This is a genomic window from Arthrobacter sp. NPDC056691, from assembly GCF_042791415.1.
Taxonomy (GTDB): domain Bacteria; phylum Actinomycetota; class Actinomycetes; order Actinomycetales; family Micrococcaceae; genus Arthrobacter.
In genome coordinates this window covers 93,089-113,820 of sequence record NZ_JBHTXX010000005.1, presented here as the reverse complement: position 1 = coordinate 113,820, position 20,732 = coordinate 93,089, and the positions used below count along the sequence as shown (strand labels likewise).

Here is a 20,732-nt window from a genome sequence, read left to right as displayed (position 1 = left end):
AACTTCATGTGCCCTGCGCGTCTGTACCTTGCTGTACGACGGCGTCTGACGGGCACCGCGCCACGCGGCGCGCTTATCAGTCTAACCAAACGCTGCCGGGGCCTGCTTTGTTCCCGCCGTCCCCGGCCGCTTGATTGCGTGTCGGTCTTGCAGCGGGGTGTCAGACCCGCTGCGCCCAGAGGTTGATGTCGGATTCGACGGCGAACTCGTCGATCGCCGTCAGCTCCTCGGCGCTGAACTCCAGGTTGTTGATGGCGGAAAGGGTGTCCTCGAGCTGCCTGACGCTGGACGCGCCGACGAGCGCAGAGGTCACCGGGGAGCCCTTGGGCTGGTCGCGGAGGATCCAGGCGATGGCCATCTGTGCCAGCGACTGTCCGCGGCCAGCGGCGATGGCGTTCAGCCCGCGGACCCTGTCCAGCTTGTCCTCGGTCAGGGCCGATTCGGACAGGAACCTCGCCTTGGCGGCGCGGGAATCCGCCGGGACGCCGTTGAGGTAGCGGTCAGTCAGCATGCCCTGGGCCAGCGGGGAGAACGCGATGGAGCCGGCGCCCACCTGCTCCAGCGCCTCGTAGAGGTTGGGCGAGCCGTTCTCGGTCCAGCGGTTCAGCATGGAGTAACTGGGCTGGTGGATGAGCAGGGGCGTGCCGAGTTCCTTCAGGATGCGGGCTGCCTCGAGTGTCTGCTCCGGGGTGTAGGAGGAGATGCCCGCGTACAGGGCCTTGCCGGAGCGGACCGCGTAATCGAGCGCGCCCATGGTCTCCTCCAGCGGCGTCTCCGGGTCCGGGCGGTGGCTGTAGAAGATGTCCACGTAGTCCAGGCCCATCCGCTGCAGCGACTGGTCCAGGCTGGAAATCAGGTACTTCCGGGAGCCCCACTCGCCGTACGGGCCGGGCCACATGTAGTAGCCGGCCTTGGTGGAGATGACCAGCTCGTCGCGGTACGGCTTGAAGTCGTCCTGCAGGTGCCGGCCGAAGTTGGTCTCCGCGGAGCCGTCCGGCGGGCCGTAGTTGTTGGCCAGGTCGAAGTGGTTGACGCCAAGGTCAAAGGCGCGGCGCAGGATGGCGCGCTGTTCGTCGAAGCGCTTGTCGTCGCCGAAGTTGTGCCACAGGCCCAGCGAGATGGCGGGCAGTTTCAGGCCGCTGCGTCCGACGCGGCGGTACGGCATGGTGTCATAGCGGGTGTCCGAGGCCACATAAGTCATACGTTCCATCCTGCCAGCCGCGCCCCTGCAGCGGGGCGGGCGTCCACCATCCGGTCACCGATGGTGGACGCCGCCCCGGAACGCGTCGGGAAAGGCAGTCAGTCGCTGACGACGGCGGCACTCAGCGGCCCGAGCTCCACACGTTCCCCTTCCAGCCGCACGGCGTCGTCGGTGGCCAGCAGCAGGGCCGGCCCCGCACCCGCCAGGCTCACCGGCTGCCCGGAGAAGTTGAGCAGTACCTGCACGCCGCCGCGCCGGAACCGCAGCCAGCGGGCGTCCTCGTCGAACTCCACGTGCGTGTCCTCGAAGCCGAGCTTGGTGAGGTCCGGCGTGGAGCGGCGCAGCGCGGTGAGCGAACGGTACAGCTCCAGCAGCCGCGCGTGGTGGCCGGCGGAGGCTTCCGCCCAGTTCAGCTTGGACCTCCGGAACGTCTCCGGATCCTGCGGATCAGGCACGACGGCGGGATCCCACCCCATGCGTTCGAACTCCCTGATCCTGCCTTCCGCGGTGGCCTTGCCGAGCTCGGGTTCCGGGTGCGAGGTGAAGAACTGCCACGGCGTGGTGGCGCCGTACTCCTCGCCCATGAACAGCATGGGCGTGAAAGGTCCCGTCAGGGTGAGCACGGCGGCCAGCGCCAGGCTTCCGTACGGCAGCGTCTGGGAGAGCCTGTCCCCGGTGGCGCGGTTGCCGATCTGGTCGTGGTTCTGCGAGCAGACCACCAGGGCGGCCGGGTGGACCGCGCTGAAACTGATCGGCCGGCCGTGGTGGCGTTCCCGGAAGCTGGAGTAGCTGCCGTCGTGGAAGAATCCGTCCCGGAGCACCTTGGCGAGGGCCGCGAGCGAGTCGAAGTCGCCGTAGTAGCCGGTGGTCTCGCCGGTGACGTTGACGTGGACGGCGTGGTGGAAGTCATCGCTCCACTGCCCTGCCAGCCCGTACCCGTTGACGTCCCGCGGATACAGCAGCCGCGGGTTGTTGAGGTCGGACTCGGCGATGAGCGTCAGCGGCCGTCCCACCTCAGCGGAGATCTGATCGGCCAGCGCCCCGAAGTCCTCGAGGATGTGGACCGCCCGCTCGTCCTTCAGGGCGTGGACGGCGTCCAGCCGCAGGCCGTCAACGCGGTAGTCACGCAGCCACATGGCCAGGTTGTCCAGGATGAACCGGCGCACATGGTCGGAGCCGGGCCCGTCCAGGTTCACCGAGTCGCCCCACGTGTTTCCCTCGCCCTGCTTGAGGTACGGCCCGAACCGCGGCAGGTAGTTGCCGCTGGGGCCGAGGTGGTTGTAGACCACGTCCTGGATCACGCCGAGGCCTGCCGCGTGGGCGGCGTCGACGAACCGCTGGTACGCTTCCGGGCCGCCGTATGCCTCGTGGACGGCGAACCACTGCACGCCGTCGTAGCCCCAGTTGTGCGTGCCGTTGAACGCGTTCACAGGCAGCAGTTCGATGAAGTCCACGCCCAGGCCGGCGAGGTAGTCCAGCCTGCCGGCGGCCGCGTCCAGCGTCCCTTCGGGCGTAAACGTTCCGAGGTGGAGCTCGTAGATGACTGCGCCCTGCAGTTCCCTGCCCTGCCAGCCGTCCTCCCGCCAGCTGTGGGCGGAAGGGTCGAAGGTACGCGAGAGGGAGTGGACTCCGTTCGGCTGGCGCCGGGTCCGCGGATCCGGAAGCGGTGTTTCGTCGCCGTCCAGGAGATACCCGTAGTCCAGGTCACCGTCCGCGGGTGCGTCGGCGGCGGTCCACCAGCCCTTGTCCTCGGGCCCGGCGCCGGGCCGGCGCTGCATGGCGTAGCGTTCCCCGCCGGCGAGCAGCGTCACGGATTCGGCTTTGGGTGCCCAGACGTCGAAGCGCGCCGGGCCCTGCACGGGTTTCGCGGCTTCGAGGGGGTAGGTCGCCTCGCCTGTGTGCGTCATGACTCTCCTCCTGTCTGCGTCAGTTCTGTCTCCGGCACCAGCAGCGCCACGGGGTAGGTCCGGAAGATGTCGGCGATCTTCACGGTCCCCGGCCCGAAGCCGGCACCGGTCAGCTCGTCCTTCGTGGCGGAATTAAGTTCGACGGCGGTGTCCCGCCACCCGCCCGACTGTTCCAGCCCGTAGGGGAGCCGGGTGGCGAACGTCAATGCACCCGGCACTGCCGGGGTGCCGCGGTCGAAAGCGATCAGGTGTCCGGCGGCAGGGCCGCTGGCCTTGACGGGTCGGTAACCCGTGAACAGCTCCGGCCGGTCACGACGCACCCGCAGCGCGCGCGAGGTGACCAGCAGCTTGGTCCGCTCATCCGTAAATGACGGCGGCAGCTCGCCGGCGTCCAGCTGCTCCAGCGCGGCGCGGCGGTTATCGAAGCTGAACGGGCGCCGGTTGTCCGGGTCGGTCAGCGACCGGTCCCAGAACTCGGTGCCCTGGTACACGTCCGGGACGCCGGGCATGGTCAGCTGCACGAGCTTGGCCGCGAGAGAGTTTGAGGCGCCATGCGGCTCCAGGAGTGCCACGAGGGCCTCCACCTCGGCCTGGACCGCAGGGTTGCTGAACACCGCGTCGACGGCGGCGGCCAGCTTCTCCTCGAACGCCGGATCCGGATCGGTCCAGTTGGTGGAGTTCCCGGCTTCGCGTGCAGCCTTCAGCGCGTAGTACTGCAGGCGTTCCCGGCTGGCGGGCCAGGCGCCGGCAACGGCCTGCCACAGCAGCGCGGACAGCGGGCCGTCCGGCAGCGGAGCCAGTGAGCGCAGCCGGCCCAGGGCCTTCTCCCATTCGCCGGCCGCCTCGGAGATGACCGAGATCCGTGCCCGGGTGTCCTCGCTGCGTTTGGTGTCGTGCGTGCTGAGCGTCGTCATGGACAGCGGTAGCTCTGCCTGCCGGCGGGCCATCCGGGCATGGAATTCGTCCGGCTCCACGGCGAACTCGGTGGGGTCGGCGCCCACCTCGGTGAGCGTGCCCAGCCGGTTATAGCGGAAGAACGCGGTGTCCTCCACGCCCTTGGCCATCACCATTCCGGAGGTCTGCTGGAAACGCCGGGCCAGCTCCAGGTCCGTATCCAGCAGCAGCGGCTGCAAGGCCAGGATGGCCTGGTCGAGTTCCGGCCGCCGGCGGGCGGCAAGCTCGCACGCCTCCTTCAGGACCTCCGCGCCCTCCGGCAGGTATGTCCGGTAGACCGGGAAGGCGGCGATGATTTCGGCGATCGCGTCGGCCGCGGCATCCCCGGGGAGGCCGGCACCGCCCGGCACCAGCCGGGCCAGCCGCAGGATCTCCGAATGGAGGATGCCGTCGGTGATCCGGCGCTTGGTTCCCCGGATCATGTCCTGATAGTCGGCGGGCCGGCCTCCGCGCAGCGAGGCGTCCAGCCGGTCCAGGGCCTCCTGGCCGGTGGGGTCCACGAGAACCCGGTCCACATCGGCGAGGGCGTCGTAGCCCGTGGTGCCCTCGCAGTCGAAACCGGCGGGCAGCTGCTCCCCCGGCTCGAGGATCTTTTCGATCAGCAGGTAGGCGCCGCCCGTCACCTGACGGAGCCGCCTCAGGTACCCCTCGGGGTCGGCCAGGCCGTCCGGGTGGTCAATCCGCAGGCCGTCCGCGAGCCCCTCCCGGAACCAGCGCACCACTTCCTGGTGTGCCTCGTCGAAAACGGCGGGGATCTCCACGCGGACGCCGGCCAGCGTGTTTACCGCGAAGAAGCGGCGGTAGTTCAGCTCGTTGTCCGCGCGCCGCCAGCCCATGAGTTCGTAGTGCTGCCGGGCGTGGACGTCGCGCGGGGACTCGCCCTCGGTGTAGCTGCCGTCGGCCAGCGGGAAGCGGTGGTCGTAGTACCGCAGCTCCCCGTCCTTGATTTCGAGCTGGTCCAGGTCATCGTCGCTGCCGAGGACCGGGAGCCGGATGCGTCCCCCGGCAAGGTCCCAGTCGACGTCGAACGCTTCGGCGTAACGGGACTGGCGCCCCTCCTTGAGCAGCGACCACCACCACGGGTTCTGCACCGGCGTGGCGACGCCGACGTGGTTGGGCACAATGTCGATCAGCACGCCCATGCCCGCGGCGCGGGCCGCCTTGGAAACGGCCGCCAGGCCCTCCGGTCCGCCGCGCTCGGGGTCGACGGCGGAGGGATCGGTGACGTCGTACCCGTGGTCGGACCCCTGCTCGGCAGTCAGGACAGGCGAAAGGTAGACCCAGTCGACACCGAGCGAGTGCAGGTACGGCACGGTTTCGGCTGCGTCGAACAGCGTGAAGCCCTTCCTGATCTGCAGCCGGTACGTGGAGACGGGAGTTTTCATGCGCCCTCCCCTGCCGGCTTGCCTGCCTTCGAGTTCCCGTTCCGCTTTCCCGCCGAGTTTCGTGTCGTCTTGGCAGCCGGCTCCGGCTCCGGCTCAGCAGCCGGCTCCGGCTCCGGCTCAGCAGCCGGCTCCGGGACCGGCTCCGGCTCCGGCTCAGCAGCCGGCTCCGGGACCGGGTCAGTGTCCGGCTCAGCAGCCGGCGCAACGGCAGGCTCGGCTGCTGGCTGCTCCCAGGCGGCCTTCGCTCGCTCAATTGCCGGCTTCTTTGTCTTGGCCGGATCGGGAATGGCGGGCGCGGTGAGGGCAGCGGTCTCAGCAGTGGCGGTCTGCGTGAGTGCGGCCAGCGAAGCAGCAACGGAATGGTCCGGCTCCTCCTCCGGTGCACTGTGCGCGCGCAGCACCACGAGCGACTTTGCCGCCACGGACAGCATGCTGCCCGCGTTCGCCGGATCGGAGTCGGCCCCTCCGCCGGCGGTGTCGATGATGACGTCCCAGGCGGGTGCGTACTCGTCCGGCGGCAGCGTGAACTCAACATCGCCGTCGTGCGCGTTGAAGTACAGCAGGAAGTTCACGTCGGTGATCCGCCGTCCACGGTCGTCGTGGCCCTGGATGCCGTCGCCGTTGAGGAACATGCCCACCGACCGGCCGAAGCCGCTGTCCCAGTCCTCCGGCGACATGAGGTTGCCGTCGGGATCCAGCCATACGATGTCCGGCAGCCGCTCGCCTTCGCCACGCCGGACGGGCCTGCCGTCGAAGAAGCGGCTGCGCCGGAAGGTGGGGTGCTTGGCCCGCAGCGAGTTGACGGCGGCGGTGAATTCGATGAGCGGCTGGTCCACGCTGTCCCAGTTCACCCAGGTCAGCTCGGAGTCCTGGCAGTACCCGTTGTTATTGCCCTGCTGGGTGCGGCCGAGCTCGTCGCCATGAAGGATCATCGGCACACCCTGCGAGAGCAGCATGGTGGCTATGAAGTTGCGCTGCTGCCGGGCCCGGAGCCCCAGGACCTTGGGGTCGTCCGAGGGGCCCTCTGCCCCGCAGTTCCAGGACCGGTTGTGCGACTCGCCGTCCTTGTTGTCCTCGCCGTTGGCGTCGTTGTGCTTCTCGTTGTAGGACACCAGGTCCCGCAGGGTGAAGCCGTCATGTGCGGTGACAAAGTTGATCGAGGCGACCGGGCGGCGGCCGGAGTGCTCGTAGAGATCAGCGGATCCGGTAATGCGCGAGGCGAACTCGCCCAGCGTGGCCGGCTCGCCGCGCCAGAAGTCGCGCACGGTGTCGCGGTACTTGCCGTTCCACTCGGTCCACTGCGGCGGGAAGTTACCCACCTGGTACCCGCCGGGCCCGACGTCCCACGGCTCCGCGATCAGCTTCACCTGGGACACCACGGGATCCTGCTGGATGAGTTCGAAGAACGTGGAGAGCCGGTCGACGTCGTAAAACTCGCGAGCCAGCGCGGCGGCGAGGTCAAACCGGAAGCCGTCCACGTGCATCTCGGTGACCCAGTAGCGCAGCGAGTCCATGAGCAGCTGCAGGGAGTGCGGCTGGCGGACGTTCAGGGTGTTGCCGGTGCCCGTGTAGTCCATGTAGTACTGCTTGTCGTCTTCCACCAGGCGGTAGTAGGCCTCGTTGTCGATGCCCTTGAAGCTCAAGGTGGGTCCGAGGTGGTTGCCCTCTGCGGTGTGGTTGTAGACGACGTCGAGGATGACCTCGATGCCGGCCCGGTGCAGCGAACGGACCATCGCCTTGAAGTCCTGGACCTGCTGGCCGGTGTCGCCGGTGGAGCTGTAGGTGTTCTGCGGCGCGAAGAAGCCGATGGTGTTGTAGCCCCAGTAGTTGCTGAGGCCCTTCTCCTGCAGGGTGCCGTCGTTAACGAACTGGTGCACGGGCATGAGCTCGATTGCTGTGACGCCCAGCTTCTGCAGGTGCGAGATCACGGCAGGGTGCGCCACGCCGGCGTACGTGCCGCGCTGCTCGTCGGGAATTTCCGGGTGCAGCTCGGTGAGCCCGCGGACGTGCGCCTCGTAGATGACCGACTTGTGGTACGGGATGCGCAGGTTCTGGTCGTTGTCCCAGTCGAAGAACGGGTTGATGACCACGCCCATCATCATGTGCGGCGCGGAGTCGGCGTTGTTCATCGATGACGGGTCCCCCATGTTGTAGGAGAACAGCGCGGGGTCCCAGTCGATCTGGCCGGAGACTGCCTTGGCGTACGGGTCAAGCAGCAGCTTGTTGGCGTTGAAGCGCTGGCCGTTGGCGGGGTCGTAGGTGCCGTGCACGCGGTAGCCGTACTTCTGTCCGGGCTGGATCTGCGGCAGGTAGCAGTGCCACACGTAGCCGTCGACCTCGCGGAGCGTGACCCGGGTTTCGGTCCCCTCGTCGTCGAAAAGGCACAGCTCGACTTTGTCTGCGTGCTCGCTGAACAATGCGAAGTTGGTTCCGGTGCCGTCAAACGTGGCTCCCAGCGGGTAAGCCGATCCGGGCCAGATTTCCATTCGTGCTCCTATACCTCGTCCAACACTGCGTCCGGCAGGTCTTCACGCACTACCTGCACGGAACTTGGTCTTACCGTAGCGGGTGGGTGTGACTATTACGTGACCCACAGCTACTTACTAAGCGTGCTGACTTTACCCCATATACCGGGTAAGGCGTCGGATATCCGCCCCGCCGTCAGCGGGCCGCCCGCCGCCGCTGCGGCTCCGGCGAGGCCGTGCAGGCTCGCCCCCATGGCGCCAATGGCCGCCCAGCGTTCGTCCGGATCGATGCCTGCCGCCCGGAACCGTCCGACGTCGGCCCCCACCTGGGCGAGCAGGGCACCAATGATTCCGGCCAGCACATCACCGCTGCCGGCCGTGGCCAGCCAGGGCGTTCCCTCGGCCTGGCTGTAGAAATCCTGGTAGGGCGACGCCACCAGCGTGCTGGCGCCTTTCAGCAGCACGGTGGCCTCGGTCAGGCCGGCGGCGCGGCGCACCGCGGCGAGGGTGGAGGCCTCGACGGCCTCGCGGTCCAGGTCGGCGCCGAGGCGCTGCAGCAGGGTGGCAAGCTCCCCGGCGTGCGGCGTCAGCACCACCTGCGGGGCCAGCACGTCCGGCAGCACAGGCAGGGCGCCGGCGTCGGCCACGGTGGGCAGGCCTGAGTCGACGGCGTCGCGGACACGCTGCATCTCTTCCTCGTCCGATCCGTCCATCCCGGAGCCCACCAGCCAGGCCTGGACGTGGGTCTCTGCCACGGTGCCGGTACTGCAGACCACCTCGGGGCAGCTGTGGCGGATGAGGTCGGCCACCTCCGGCGGCCCGACGTAGCGGACCATCCCGACGCCCGCGGAGAGTGCCCCGCGGCAGGCGAGTACGGCGGCGCCGGGGTAGGCCGGGGATCCGGCCACCACGCCGAGGACGCCCCGCGAGTACTTGTGGGCGCGCCTGGCGGGGTGCGGGAGCAGGGCGGCCAGGTCGGCGGCCTCCAGACGGCGCAGGGCAGGCCATGGGAGCGAGTCTTCTATGCCGATCGGGACCACAACCACGCGGCCGGCGAAGTCTGCTCCGGGGTCCGTCAGCAGGCCGGCTTTGGCCCCGCCGAAGGTGACGGTGATGTCGGCGGGCAGCACGGGTCCGGCGGCCTCGCCGGTGTCGGCGTCCACGCCGCTGGGCACGTCGCATGCCACCACGAGGCCACGGGACCCCGCAACGGCCTGCGGTCCGGCGAGCCGCGATCCGGCAAGCTGCGAAACGAGTTCCGCCGAGGCTCCCCGGAGTCCGCCCTGGGCGCCGGTTCCGAGCAGCGCATCAATGACGACGTCGGCCCTGCCGGCCAGCGCTGCCAGCTCACCGGCGTTCGCGTCAGTCAGCGTCAGCACCCGGCCGCCGGCGCGCCGGAAGGCGGCCAGTCCGTCCGGGTGGGCAGTGGCGGAGGCGAGCACCGCCGTCGTCCGCATTCCCCGTCCGGCAAGGTGCGCGGCGGCGAAGAGGCCGTCCCCGCCGTTGTTGCCCTTGCCGGCCAGGACAGTGGCGCTGGCGCCGTACAGCCGGCGCCCGCGGCGGCGCAGCTCGGCAATGGCGGCGGCTGCCATGCCGCGGGCTGCCCGCTGCATGAGAACAGCGCCCAAACCCGAATCCAGCAGGGGCTTTTCAGCTTCCCTGATCTGGGTTCCGGTATAGGCGCTGATCATGTGGTCAGTCCGTCCGGGGTCAGCCCTCGGCCAGGACGGTGGCAGTGGCGATGCCGCCATCGTGGCTCATGGAGAGGTGCCACCGTTTGACGCCCTTGGCGTCGGCCACGGCGAGCACTGTTCCCTTGACCTGGATGGTGGGGCCGTTCTGGTCGAGGCCGATCCAGCAGTCCTGCCAGTTCATGCCGGCCGGCGCGCCCAGGACCTTGGCCACGGCCTCCTTGGCGGCGAACCGCGCCGCCAGGGAGCGGGTGTTCAGTTCCCGTTCGGCCGGCACAAACAGCCGGTCCCGGAGTCCGGGGGTGCGCTCCAGTTGCCGTCCGAAGCGCTCGATGTCCACTACGTCTACGCCGATGCCAACAATCATGGGCTTACTCTACTGTGACGCTCTTGGCGAGGTTGCGCGGCTGGTCCACGTCGTAGCCCTTTGCGCCGGCCAGTTCGGCAGCAAAAATCTGCAGCGGAACCGTGGTGAGCAGCGGCATCAGCAGGGTCGGGGTTTCCGGGACGTAGAAGACGTGCTCGGCGTAGTCCTTGACCGATTCGTCGCCTTCCTCGGCGATCACCAGGGTGCGGGCACCGCGGGCGCGGACTTCCTGGATGTTGGACACCACCTTGGAGTGCAGCGAGTCCCGCCCGCGCGGGGACGGCACCACCACGAAGACCGGCTGGCCGTCGTCGATCAGCGCGATCGGGCCGTGCTTGAGCTCGCCGGCAGCGAAGCCCTCGGCGTGGATGTACGCGATTTCCTTGAGCTTCAACGCACCTTCCAGGGCAACGGGGAAGCCCACGTGACGGCCCAGGAACAGTACGGACTTCTCGTCCTTCATGCTCCGGGCCAGCTCGCGCAGTTCCTCTGCCGAGTCCAGGATCTTCTGGATCTTCGCCGGGATCTTGCCCAGGTCGGCGAGGACGTCCTTGATCTGGCCGGTGAAGATGTTCCCGCGCAGCTGCGCCAGGTACAGGCCCAGCAGGTAGGCGGCCGTGATCTGCGCCAGGAACGCCTTCGTGGACGCGACGGCGATTTCCGGGCCGGCGTGCGTGTACAGCACGGCGTCGGATTCACGCGGAATCGTGGAGCCGTTGGTGTTGCAGATGGAGATGGTCTTGGCGCCCTGCTCGCGGGCGTAGCGGACCGCCATCAGCGTATCCATCGTCTCGCCGGACTGGCTGATGGAGACAACCAGGGTGTTGGCGTCAACGATCGGGTCCCGGTAGCGGAACTCGTGGGCGAGCTCCACCTCGGTGGGGATCCGGCACCAGTTCTCGATGGCGTACTTCGCCACCAGGCCCGCGTACGCGGCCGTGCCGCAAGCCAGCACGATGATCTTGTCCACCTGCTTGAGCAGCTGCGGATCGATGCGCAGCTCATCCAGGGTCAGCTTGCCGTTCAGGTCCGAACGGCCCAGCAGGGTCTGCGCCACGGCGTCGGGCTGGTCGTGGATTTCCTTCTCCATGAAGGAGTTGAAGCCACCCTTTTCCGCGGACGCGGGGTCCCAGTCAACGTGGTATTCCTTGCCCTCTGCCGGGGCGCCGAAGAAGTCGGTGATCTCAACGGTGTCCGCGGTGATCGTCACGATCTGGTCCTGGCCCAGCTCCACCGCACGCCGGGTGTAGTCGATGAACCCGGACACGTCCGAACCCAGGAAGTTCTCGCCCTCGCCCAAACCCACCACCAGCGGGGAGTTCCGGCGCGCCGCGACGACGACGTCAGGCTGGTCGGCGTGCACCGCGAGCAGCGTGAACGCGCCCTCGAGCCGCTGGCAGGCCAGTTCCATGGCCCGGGTCAGGCCGCCGTCGGAGACGTCCCCGCCCAGTTTGTTCCGGAAAATGTCGCCCAGCAGCGCCGCGGCCACCTCGGTGTCGGTCTCCGACTTGAAGACAACACCCTTGGCCAGCAGCTCCTGCTTCAGCTCAGCAAAGTTTTCAATGATGCCGTTGTGGATCACCGCGAGCTTCCCGCCATCAGACAGATGCGGGTGCGCGTTCTGATCCGTCGGGCCACCATGCGTGGCCCAGCGCGTGTGACCGATACCGGTCAGCGACTCCGGCAGCGGCCGTTCCTCCAGCTCGGCCAGCAGGTTGCTCAGCTTCCCGGACTTCTTCCGCGAGGAAATCTCCCCGTCAGCCACTACCGCAACACCGGCGGAGTCATATCCGCGGTACTCCAGACGGCGCAACCCCTCAAGAACAACATCCAACGCACCGTGCCCGGCATCAGCCCGGCCCGACGAACGGCCAACATAACCCACGATTCCACACATGGGTATAAGCCTATCTGGCTTTGCGAAGAACTCCCGCCCGCTACGTCATCCTCCCCGTCGCCGGCGGCGGACGCCCAGCACGATGAGCAGCAGGCACTGGCCGATAAGTCCAGCCACCGCCAGCTTCATCCAAAGCTCGCGGTCAGCGTCGCCGACGGCGCTGGTGAGATAGCCAACCAGCGGGATCGCATAAAGGGGCTTCCCTTTTATCTGCCGGGCGCGGACGGGCTCCGGATCGTTGGCGTTGGCGCTGTCACCCTTTGTGACCAGGGTTCTCTCGCCGTCCTGCAGGGCCCCAAAGCCCACGACCCGGTGAGTCAGCACTTCAGGGCTGTCAGGGGCGGGCTGGTAGGTGACCACGTCCCCGTACTTCAACTGGCTCAAGGCGGCGGGTTTCACCACGAGGAACGTGCCGGCGGAATACGTGGGCGCCATGGAGTTTGTGGGCACTGTGTAGGTCTGTGACCCGGTGGCTTGGGGAATGACGACGAGTCCCAGGACGCCAAAGAGGAGGACCATGAGGACAGCAAAGTTGGCCATGCGCGCCGCCTCGGCGAACCGCTTCCGGCGGCGGATTTCGAAGATCCGGGTGGCCGCTCCACCGCCGCGCCTGCCGCCAAAGTCGCGGCCTGTCCGCTGCGGCGGTTCCTTCGGCGTGACTGCCTTTCCCATGTTGAGACCCTTCAAATTCTGCGTCGGTTCTCCCTATTCACTGAACAGTCCCGCGGCAGGCTCAGGAATGGGTAACGCATAGGGTCAAGATTCACTCAAGAATGGCTGCATTTCGCTCTCGGCGCCGGGAGGGGCAGAATCTCTAGGGTGACTTTGCAACGCAACGAAGCGAACGGGGAGGGTGTTTCCCCGTTCGTGGAGCTGGACCGGCAGACGTGGTCCCGGCTCTCGGCCCAGATGGAGCAGCCCCTTAATGAAGAGGACGTGCTGCGCCTTCGCGGTCTCGGTGACCCCCTGGACATCAGCGAGGTGCGCGAGGTCTATCTGCCGCTGTCACGGCTGCTGCACCTGTATGTCGAAGCGGCCGGCCAGCTGCACGCGGCCACCACAACCTTCCTCGGTGAACAGACCCAGCGCACCCCGTTCGTGATCGGCGTCGCCGGCTCCGTGGCTGTGGGCAAGTCCACCATCGCGCGTGTTCTCCGCGAGATGCTGAGGCGCTGGCCGGGCACACCAAACGTCGAGCTCATCACCACCGACGGCTTCCTGTATCCGCTGGCTGAACTCAAGCGCCGGCAGCTGCTGGACCGCAAGGGATTCCCGGAGTCCTACGACCGCCGCGCGCTGCTGCGGTTTGTGAGCGAGATCAAGGGCGGCGCCGAGGAGGTGCGGGCCCCCTGGTACTCGCACGTCACCTATGACATCGTCCCCGGCAAGGAAGTGGTGGTCCGCCGCCCGGACGTACTCATTGTCGAGGGCCTGAACGTGCTGGCCCCCGCCCGGCCGCGGCACGACGGCCGCCAGGGGCTGGCGCTGAGCGACTTCTTCGACTTTTCCATCTACGTGGATGCCAAGACGTCGCACATCGAGGAGTGGTACGTGGACCGGTTCCGCAAACTCCGTTCCACCGCCTTCGCGCAGCCGGAGTCGTACTTCCACCGCTATGCCACGCTGTCCGATACCGAGGCCGAAGCGACGGCCCGCGACATCTGGAAGCGCATCAACGAACCGAACCTGGAAGAGAACGTGCTGCCCACCCGGGGGCGGGCGCAGCTGGTGCTGACCAAGGAAGCGGACCATTCCGTCCGCAGGATGCTGCTGAGGAAGGTCTAGCACGGATGTGCTGCAACTGCTCCCCAGATCCTTCCGCCGGCAAAGAGCCCTCCCCCGGGTCCCAGCCCGGATCACGCCCCACCCGCCGCGCGGTGGCCCGGCTGCTGATGACGGGTGCCGGCCTGTCGGCCCTCGCCGCCTGCACCCCCGGCCCTGCACCGGAGGCTTCAGGAACCACTTCGACGGCCTCGGGCACGGCATCCCTCGGCGCTTCCGGCAAGACGTCGCCGGTCCCGTCGGGGTCCGCCACCGCGTCGGCCGGCGGCTCTGCCACGGCGTCCGTCACCGCTTCCCCCGCAGCGTCAGCCTTATCCCCGGCCGCAAAGTCGCCGTCCGCAACCGCACCAACAACGACGGCGGCGGCAGCCCCGCCGTCGGCCGCTTCACGGCTGCCCAGGCAGTACTCGCTGACTGCCCCCGCCAGCCCCTGGGTGATCGTTAACAAGCACCGCCCACTCAAGCCGGCCAACTACGTTCCGGCCGATCTGGTCCAGCCGAGCGTGGCCCTTGCCGTCGCCGGCGAGGCGGCGCAGCTGAACAGCACGACGGCGGCTGCCGCAGAACGGATGTTCGCCGCGGCTGCGGCGGACGGCGTGACCATGACGCTGGCCAGCGGCTACCGCTCCTACGCGACGCAGACCGTCACATACAACGGCTGGGTGAGCTCGCAGGGGCGGGCCGCGGCGGACACCGCCTCGGCGCGGCCGGGTTATTCCGAGCACCAGACAGGCTGGTCGTTCGACATTGGCGACGGCGGCGGCGCCTGCAGCTTCCAGCCGTGCTTCGCCGAGCAGCCGGCCGCCGTTTGGGCCAAGGCCAACGCGCACCGCTTCGGCTTCGTGGTGCGGTACCCGTGGATGCAGCACGCCATCACCGGGTACTTCTACGAATCGTGGCACCTGCGGTACATCGGCGTGGAGGCGGCCACGGACATGCAGAGGCGCGGCATCGCCACCCTGGAGCAGTATTTCGGCCTGGACGCCGCACCCGGCTACCGCTGACGCCCGGCTCCTCCCAGCAAGGTCCCGGTAACGGCCCCGTAAACGGGGTGCGGTAGTTTGGTTGGCATGCTTAGTGGATTCAAGAAGTTCATTCTCAAGGGAAACGTCATCGACCTGGCCGTGGCGGTGGTCATCGGATCAGCCTTCAGCGCCGTGGTCGATGCACTGGTCAAGAGCGTCCTGATGCCACTGATCTCGCTGCTGGTCGGCGAGCCAAACTTTGATAATTTCCTGGCATTCGGGGACGTGCGGTTCGGCGTGCTGCTGACCGCTGTGGTCAACTTCCTGCTGGTCGCCTCAGCGCTCTACTTCGTCATCGTCGCCCCGATGAACAAGCTGATCGAACACCGCAACCGCAAGCTCGGAATCGGGCAGGACACCAAGCAGGAAGCAGCCGAGGATCCGCAGATCGCGCTGTTGAAGGAGATCCGCGACGCCCTGCAGACCCAGAACCAGAACCAGGCCGCCAAGTAACTGAATACAAAAAAGCAGCCCGCCTCCGCCTGAACCAGTCAGTCAGGATGCGGGCTGCTTTATGCCTTTAAGGCGAAACTCAGTCGACGAGTTCCAGCGCCAGCTGGGTCTTCACAACCTGGGCGAGGCGTTCGGCAATCGCCTGGGCGGTCTGCTGGTCTGCGGCCTCCACCATGACGCGCACCACGGGCTCCGTGCCGGAGGGGCGCAGGAGCACCCGGCCGGTGTCGCCCAGTTCGGCTTCGGCTGCCGTGACGGCTGCGGCCAGGGTCTCGTCCCCGCCGACGCGGCTCCGGTCCACGTCCTTCACGTTGATGAGAACCTGGGGCAGCTTGGTCATGATCGTTGCGAGCTCCTTGAGCGGCCGGCCGGTCAGGGCCACCTGGGCCGCCAGCTGCAGGCCGGTCAGCACGCCGTCGCCGGTGGTGGCGTAGTCGGCGAGGATCACGTGGCCGGACTGTTCGCCGCCCAGGTTGTAGCCGCCGTCGCGCATTTCCTCGAGGACGTACCGGTCCCCCACGCCCGTCTCGCGGATGGAGATTCCTGCGTCGCGGAGGGCGATCTTGAGGCCGAGGTTGCTCATCACGGTGGCGACGAGGACGTTGTCGGTGAGCTTGCCGGCCTTCTTGAGGGCGACGGCAATGATCGCCATGATCTGGTCGCCGTCCACCTCGTTGCCCTCGTGGTCCACGGCAAGGCAGCGGTCGGCGTCGCCGTCGTGGGCAATGCCGAGGTCGGCGCCGTGCTGCACCACGGCCGCCTTGAGCGGGCCGAGGTGGGTGGAGCCCACGCCCTCGTTGATGTTCAGGCCGTCCGGTTCGGCGCCGATGACAACTACGTCAGCGCCGGCGTCCTTGAAGACCTGGGGGGAACAGCCGCTGGCGGCGCCGTGCGCGCAGTCGAGGACCACCTTGAGGCCGTCGAGGTTGTGCGGCAGGGTGCCCAGGAGGTGGACGATGTAGCGGTCCTCGGCGTCGGAGAAGCGCTGGATGCGGCCAACCTCGCCACCCACCGGGCGGAAGGGCTCCTTGCCCATCTGGGCCTCGATGGCGTCCTCCACCTCGTCGGGGAGTTTCTGCCCGCCGCGGGCGAAGAACTTGATCCCGTTGTCCGGGGCCGGATTGTGCGAGGCGGAGATCATGACGCCGAAGTCAGCGTTCAGGTCTGCCACGAGGTAGGCGGCGGCGGGGGTGGGCAGGACGCCGGCGTCGTACACGTCGATCCCGGAGCTGGAAAGCCCGGCTTCCACCGCCGCTGCGATGAACTCACCGCTTGCGCGGGGATCCCTCGCCACCACGGCGCGCGGCCGCGCACCTTCGCTGGTGCGTTCATGGCCAAGCACGACGGCGGCGGCCTGGGCCAGCTGCAATGCGAGCTCGGCAGTCAGCAGGCCATTCGCCAGGCCCCGGACACCGTCTGTTCCAAATAATGTAGACATCGGGTCAAGTTTAGACGATTCAGGTGCCCGTCCCCGCCCTGAACCCGCGCTGCACGGCGTCCATGAAGGGCGTTACGGACGTTTCCCCTGCTCACCGCGTTGCCAGCCGGGTAACCGGGGTTAACGGCAGAAGCCCGCCCCGCCAAATGGCGGAACGGGCTTCTGAGGGAGCGCCTGACGGCGCCCAGCAAGCGGATTTAGCGCTTGGAGTACTGCTGGGCCTTGCGTGCCTTCTTGAGACCGGCCTTCTTACGCTCGATGACGCGGGCGTCACGGGTGAGGTAGCCGGCCTTCTTCAGGGTGGCGCGGTTGTTCTCGACGTCGATCTCGTTCAGCGAACGGGCGATGCCGAGGCGCAGTGCACCGGCCTGGCCGGAGGGGCCACCGCCGTGGATGCGGGCGATGACGTCGTAGGCGCCTTCGAGATCTAGGATCTTGAAGGGCTCGTTGACGTCCTGCTGGTGCAGCTTGTTCGGGAAGTAGTTATCCAGCTCGCGGCCGTTGATGGTCCACTTGCCGGAGCCCGGCACAACGCGAACGCGTGCAACGGCTTCCTTGCGGCGGCCAACAGCTGCGCCGGCAACGGTCAGTGCCGGGCGCTCCTTCTTCGGGGCAGCTTCAGCAGCGCCGCTTTCCGAGGTGTAGCTGGTCAGGTTTTCCTCAGCCTCAACGGCTTCGGTGGTCAGTTCATCGTTCTGAGCCACGGTTCTCCTTGTAGATAAAAGTGTTGGTGGCCAGGACTACTGGGCGACCTGGGTGATTTCGAAAGTCTTGGGCTGCTGGGCTGCGTGGGGGTGCTCGGCGCCACGGTAGACCTTCAGCTTGCCCAGCTGCTGGGCAGCGAGGGAGTTCTTGGGGAGCATGCCCTTGATGGCCTTCTCAACGGCGCGGACCGGGTTGGACTCCAGGAGTTCCGCGTAGTTGACGGAGGTCAGGCCGCCCGGGTAACCGGAGTGGCGGTATGCGCGCTTCTGCTCCAGCTTGGCGCCGGTGAGGGCAACCTTTTCAGCGTTGATGATGATGACGAAGTCGCCCATGTCCATGTGGGACGCAAAGGTCGGCTTGTGCTTTCCGCGCAGCAGTGTTGCGGTCTGGCTGGCAAGACGACCCAGGACAACGTCGGTGGCGTCAATGACGTGCCACTGGCGGTTGATATCGCCGGGCTTCGGGGTGTACGTACGCACGGTGTTTGCCTCGTTCTTGTTCTGGCGTTCTTGTTTTAGGCGTCACACGGGGTGCGCCTACTATCTATGCGCGACCGGAACAGAGGTGAGGGCTCTATGGACCAGTTATCCCCTAGTCCCGAAAATGCCCGTCGGGTAGCGACCCTGCAACTGGATCCCCTAGCGGGCACGCATCATCGAGAAAGGACACGCACAACGACTACCAAGAATAGCGCCAACCGGAGGCCCGGGTCAAAATGGGGTATCCGGTGGCGGGGGCTTGGAGTCCTGCGCCAGCGCCGGGCCCTACCATCCAGGAGTCCACGTGCCGTCAGCAGGTATCGCCGCCAGCGCCGGGCCGCTCTTTGCCGCGGCCCCTTTTGCAGTGGCCATGGGACTCCTTGGTATTTTACTGAGCCCGCTTGCTGAACTCCTCATCGCACGCACCCTCCCCCGCCTGGGCGGACTGCCGGGCGCACGGACAAGAATTACGACGGCGGCACTCACCGGCCTGCTGTGCGCAGCCCTTGCGCTGCGGTTCGGTACGGAGTGGTCCCTGCCGGCCTTTCTGCTGTTGGCCATCCTCGGCGTGCAGTTGGGGCGCGTTGACCTGGCCCATCATTTGCTGCCGAATCCACTCGTGCTGACGCTGCTGGTGGCCGGCCTGGCACTCCTCGTCCTGGGCAGCTCCGCCGCGGCAGAGTGGGCCGAACTGCTCCGCGCGGCGGCCGGGGCTGCCATCCTGTTCGTTGTTTTCCTGGTTTTGGCCCTGATCTCGCCAAACGGCATCGGCATGGGGGACGTCAAACTTGCCGCCCCGGTGGGCCTTTACCTGGGTTACTTGGGGTGGAGCCAGCTGTTCTACGGCGGAGCACTCGGCTTCGTGCTGGGCGGGATTTTGTCCGCCGTTTTGATTAGGCTAAAACGCGCCAATTTGAGCTCCGAAATAGCTTTTGGCCCCTCAATGCTGGCCGCAGCCTTGGGCACGACATTACTGGCATCCTAAAGACCGATTTCTGGTGAAACGTTAGATGCAGGCTTTCTGCACACATGCTTTCTTGATCCATTCTTGAGCAAACCAAGTAGTCCAAAACCTATGATTTCCTGATGTGAGTACTCCTTTGCAGGAGTACTTATGGGCCCCCTCAAAAAGTCGAGTAGAACTACGCATTGTTGCCGGCGGCGCCCCGGGTGGATTCTTTTGCTATCGAAGCACCAGCCCTTTCGCGGTATGGGGGAGGCTGGAATTCGATCGCATTTATTCCATCGAATTTAAGGAAATTACAATGACTGCTCTCATGGTCTCGGTTCTTGCTTTCGTGTCCGGAATCAAGGATCGGCTGGAATCCGAAAAGGGCGCCACCGCAACCGAGTACTCGCTGCTCGTGGCGTTCATCGCCTTCGGCATCATCGTCGGCGTCACAGCCTTTGGCACCGGCCTCAACGGCTGGTTTAAGGACCTCGGCACCACAGTGGCCGGCTGGTCGAACTAAGGCGCTAACACCTCCCACACCGGTGCGCCGCGTTCGCTGAGCCGGCCGCGGCGCACCGTCCCACTTCAGCTGTACCTACTCGCGGAGGGTCCAGTGAATCGCATGAATTCACGCTCCATCAGGGGGAAGCGCGCCCGGAGAGACCGGGGCGCAGTCGCCGTCGAGTTCGCCTTGGTCGCGCCCGTCCTTCTGGCACTGGTGGCAGGCATCGTCGAGTTCTCGCACGCCTACAACCTGCAGATTTCGGTCACCCAGGCCGCCCGGGAGGCAGCCAGGGAAATGGCCATCGAGGACGATCAGGGCGCAGCGGCCCAGGCCGCCACCGCCGGTGCACCCGGACTCAATGGTGCAGCTTTTCAGTATGCCTTCTCCCCCGGGGCCTGCACCGCAGGCCAGAACATGACTGTCACCATCACCTACCCTGCCGCCACCCTGACGGGCATCTTCGGCAGCACTGTCACAGTCACCGGAGTGGGAGCCATGCGATGCGGCGGCTAAAGAATGCCCGGAAGGAACAGGAACGTGGCGCGGCGGCTGTCCTGGTGGCCATCCTGATGCTGGTGCTCATGGGCGCTGGCGCACTGGCAGTGGACGTCGGCCAGATCTACGCCGAACGGGCGCAACTGCAAAACGCTGCGGATGCCGGCGCGATCGCCATCGCCCAGGCTTGCCATGCAACGGGGTGTACCCAGTCCCAGGCGGAAGCCATCGCCCAGGACTTGGCCAACAGCAATTCAAACGACGCTTCGTCCAAAGTGCTCCAGGTAGATATGTCGGTAGCCAACCAGGTCACCGTCAGAACAACTACCCGTGACGGTACAAGCGGGGCGGGCTTCCTGCGGCAGATGTTCAGTTCAGCCGTCAATGCGCCGCCGGCAGCCGTGGGAGCCCACGCAACCGCTGCCCTGGAGTTCCCCACCCGCGGTTCGGGATTTCCCCTGGCGATTTCAAACCACTGTTACAACCTCTCCGCAGCGCTTGCCACCGGAGAGGTCCAGAAAATCTCCTACAAACCGGGTGGAACATGCACCAACCCCTCAGGCCACGCAATTCCAGGCGGTTGGGGCTGGCTGGACCGCAGCTCTCCGTGCGTGGCCACCACCCAAAACGGCAACAACCAGATCGGCTCGGACCCGGGAAACAATCCTCCTACTGACTGCCAAAACATCCTTGCCGGATGGAAGGCAACCATCCTTGCCGGCGGGGACGTCAATGTAGCCTTTCCCATCTTCGACAATGCCACCAACCAGGGACAAAACGGCCAGTTCCACATTATTGGTTATGCGACATTCAAGATCTGGGGTTGGAAGTTCGGCAACAACGGTGTTTACGAATTTCGCAATACTTCCACCTCTCCGGGAATGACCAGCGCCCTCGCCTGCTCCGGAGGCAATAATCGCTGTGTCATTGGCCAATTCATCAAATTCGAGTCGATTGACTCCTTTACCGGAGGGTCGGGCGGAGGGGCGAATTTGGGAACGGTAATTATCAAGCTCATCGACTAAGGGCTC

General features: G+C 66.7%; 18 protein-coding genes. 7 read left to right on the top strand and 11 right to left on the bottom strand.

Going from position 1 to position 20,732, the window contains the following annotated elements; all coding sequences use genetic code 11:
* Window positions 1–160 precede the first annotated feature (160 nt).
* The 8 genes from mgrA to ACFRAU_RS06575 form a co-directional block, all read right to left on the bottom strand.
* Window positions 161–1,201 (bottom strand): L-glyceraldehyde 3-phosphate reductase, encoded by a 1,041-nt coding sequence (mgrA, locus tag ACFRAU_RS06610; protein ID WP_377999248.1) that lies wholly within the window; start codon window positions 1,199–1,201, stop codon window positions 161–163.
* 98 nt (window positions 1,202–1,299) lie between these two features.
* Window positions 1,300–3,108: a malto-oligosyltrehalose trehalohydrolase gene (treZ, locus tag ACFRAU_RS06605; protein WP_377999247.1), complete on the bottom strand. Its 1,809-nt coding sequence runs from the start codon at window positions 3,106–3,108 to the stop codon at window positions 1,300–1,302.
* A complete protein-coding gene (treY, locus tag ACFRAU_RS06600; protein ID WP_377999246.1) occupies window positions 3,105–5,447 on the bottom strand; it encodes a malto-oligosyltrehalose synthase in 2,343 nt (780 codons plus the stop codon). The genes treZ and treY overlap by 4 nt, the downstream gene beginning before the upstream one ends.
* Window positions 5,444–7,933, bottom strand: coding sequence for a glycogen debranching protein GlgX (gene glgX, locus ACFRAU_RS06595; protein WP_377999245.1), 2,490 nt, complete (start codon window positions 7,931–7,933; stop codon window positions 5,444–5,446). Before glgX ends, treY begins: the two co-directional genes overlap by 4 nt.
* Window positions 7,934–8,043: 110 nt before the next feature.
* Entirely contained in the window at window positions 8,044–9,603 is a 1,560-nt protein-coding gene (locus ACFRAU_RS06590; protein WP_377999244.1) for an NAD(P)H-hydrate epimerase, read from the bottom strand.
* A gap of 19 nt (window positions 9,604–9,622) precedes the next feature.
* Complete coding sequence (locus ACFRAU_RS06585) at window positions 9,623–9,970, bottom strand: holo-ACP synthase (RefSeq protein WP_104136634.1); 348 nt, start codon at window positions 9,968–9,970, stop codon at window positions 9,623–9,625.
* A gap of 4 nt (window positions 9,971–9,974) precedes the next feature.
* Window positions 9,975–11,867, bottom strand: coding sequence for a glutamine--fructose-6-phosphate transaminase (isomerizing) (gene glmS / locus ACFRAU_RS06580; RefSeq protein WP_377994363.1), 1,893 nt, complete (start codon window positions 11,865–11,867; stop codon window positions 9,975–9,977).
* Between the two features lie 45 nt (window positions 11,868–11,912).
* Window positions 11,913–12,539 (bottom strand): signal peptidase I, encoded by a 627-nt coding sequence (locus ACFRAU_RS06575; protein ID WP_377999243.1) that lies wholly within the window; start codon window positions 12,537–12,539, stop codon window positions 11,913–11,915.
* A gap of 147 nt (window positions 12,540–12,686) precedes the next feature.
* Between ACFRAU_RS06575 and coaA the strand changes: the two genes are divergently transcribed.
* The 3 genes from coaA to mscL all read left to right on the top strand — a co-directional run bounded on the left by coaA (window position 12,687) and on the right by mscL (window position 15,127).
* On the top strand, window positions 12,687–13,652 hold the full coding sequence (coaA, locus tag ACFRAU_RS06570; protein ID WP_377994361.1) for a type I pantothenate kinase: 966 nt from the start codon (window positions 12,687–12,689) through the stop codon (window positions 13,650–13,652).
* Between the two features lie 5 nt (window positions 13,653–13,657).
* On the top strand, window positions 13,658–14,653 hold the full coding sequence (locus ACFRAU_RS06565) for a D-alanyl-D-alanine carboxypeptidase family protein (RefSeq protein WP_377999242.1): 996 nt from the start codon (window positions 13,658–13,660) through the stop codon (window positions 14,651–14,653).
* 66 nt (window positions 14,654–14,719) lie between these two features.
* Complete coding sequence (gene mscL, locus ACFRAU_RS06560) at window positions 14,720–15,127, top strand: large conductance mechanosensitive channel protein MscL (protein WP_377999241.1); 408 nt, start codon at window positions 14,720–14,722, stop codon at window positions 15,125–15,127.
* Window positions 15,128–15,206: 79 nt separating this feature from the next.
* On the opposite strand, the gene glmM is transcribed toward mscL, so the two are convergent.
* The 3 genes from glmM to rplM form a co-directional block, all read right to left on the bottom strand.
* Window positions 15,207–16,565: a phosphoglucosamine mutase gene (gene glmM / locus ACFRAU_RS06555; RefSeq protein WP_377999240.1), complete on the bottom strand. Its 1,359-nt coding sequence runs from the start codon at window positions 16,563–16,565 to the stop codon at window positions 15,207–15,209.
* A 197-nt stretch (window positions 16,566–16,762) separates the two neighbouring features.
* Entirely contained in the window at window positions 16,763–17,269 is a 507-nt protein-coding gene (rpsI, locus tag ACFRAU_RS06550) for a 30S ribosomal protein S9 (RefSeq protein WP_003805350.1), read from the bottom strand.
* A gap of 36 nt (window positions 17,270–17,305) precedes the next feature.
* Window positions 17,306–17,749 (bottom strand): 50S ribosomal protein L13, encoded by a 444-nt coding sequence (gene rplM, locus ACFRAU_RS06545; protein ID WP_024817563.1) that lies wholly within the window; start codon window positions 17,747–17,749, stop codon window positions 17,306–17,308.
* A gap of 304 nt (window positions 17,750–18,053) precedes the next feature.
* Between rplM and ACFRAU_RS06540 the strand changes: the two genes are divergently transcribed.
* The 4 genes from ACFRAU_RS06540 (at window position 18,054) to ACFRAU_RS06525 (ending at window position 20,726) form a co-directional block, all read left to right on the top strand.
* Entirely contained in the window at window positions 18,054–18,734 is a 681-nt protein-coding gene (locus ACFRAU_RS06540; RefSeq protein WP_377999239.1) for a prepilin peptidase, read from the top strand.
* A gap of 280 nt (window positions 18,735–19,014) precedes the next feature.
* A complete protein-coding gene (locus tag ACFRAU_RS06535) occupies window positions 19,015–19,221 on the top strand; it encodes a Flp family type IVb pilin (protein WP_377994356.1) in 207 nt (68 codons plus the stop codon).
* Between the two features lie 102 nt (window positions 19,222–19,323).
* A complete protein-coding gene (locus ACFRAU_RS06530) occupies window positions 19,324–19,719 on the top strand; it encodes a TadE/TadG family type IV pilus assembly protein (protein WP_377994355.1) in 396 nt (131 codons plus the stop codon).
* Complete coding sequence (locus ACFRAU_RS06525; RefSeq protein WP_377994354.1) at window positions 19,707–20,726, top strand: pilus assembly protein TadG-related protein; 1,020 nt, start codon at window positions 19,707–19,709, stop codon at window positions 20,724–20,726. Before ACFRAU_RS06530 ends, ACFRAU_RS06525 begins: the two co-directional genes overlap by 13 nt.
* Window positions 20,727–20,732: the final 6 nt, after the last annotated feature.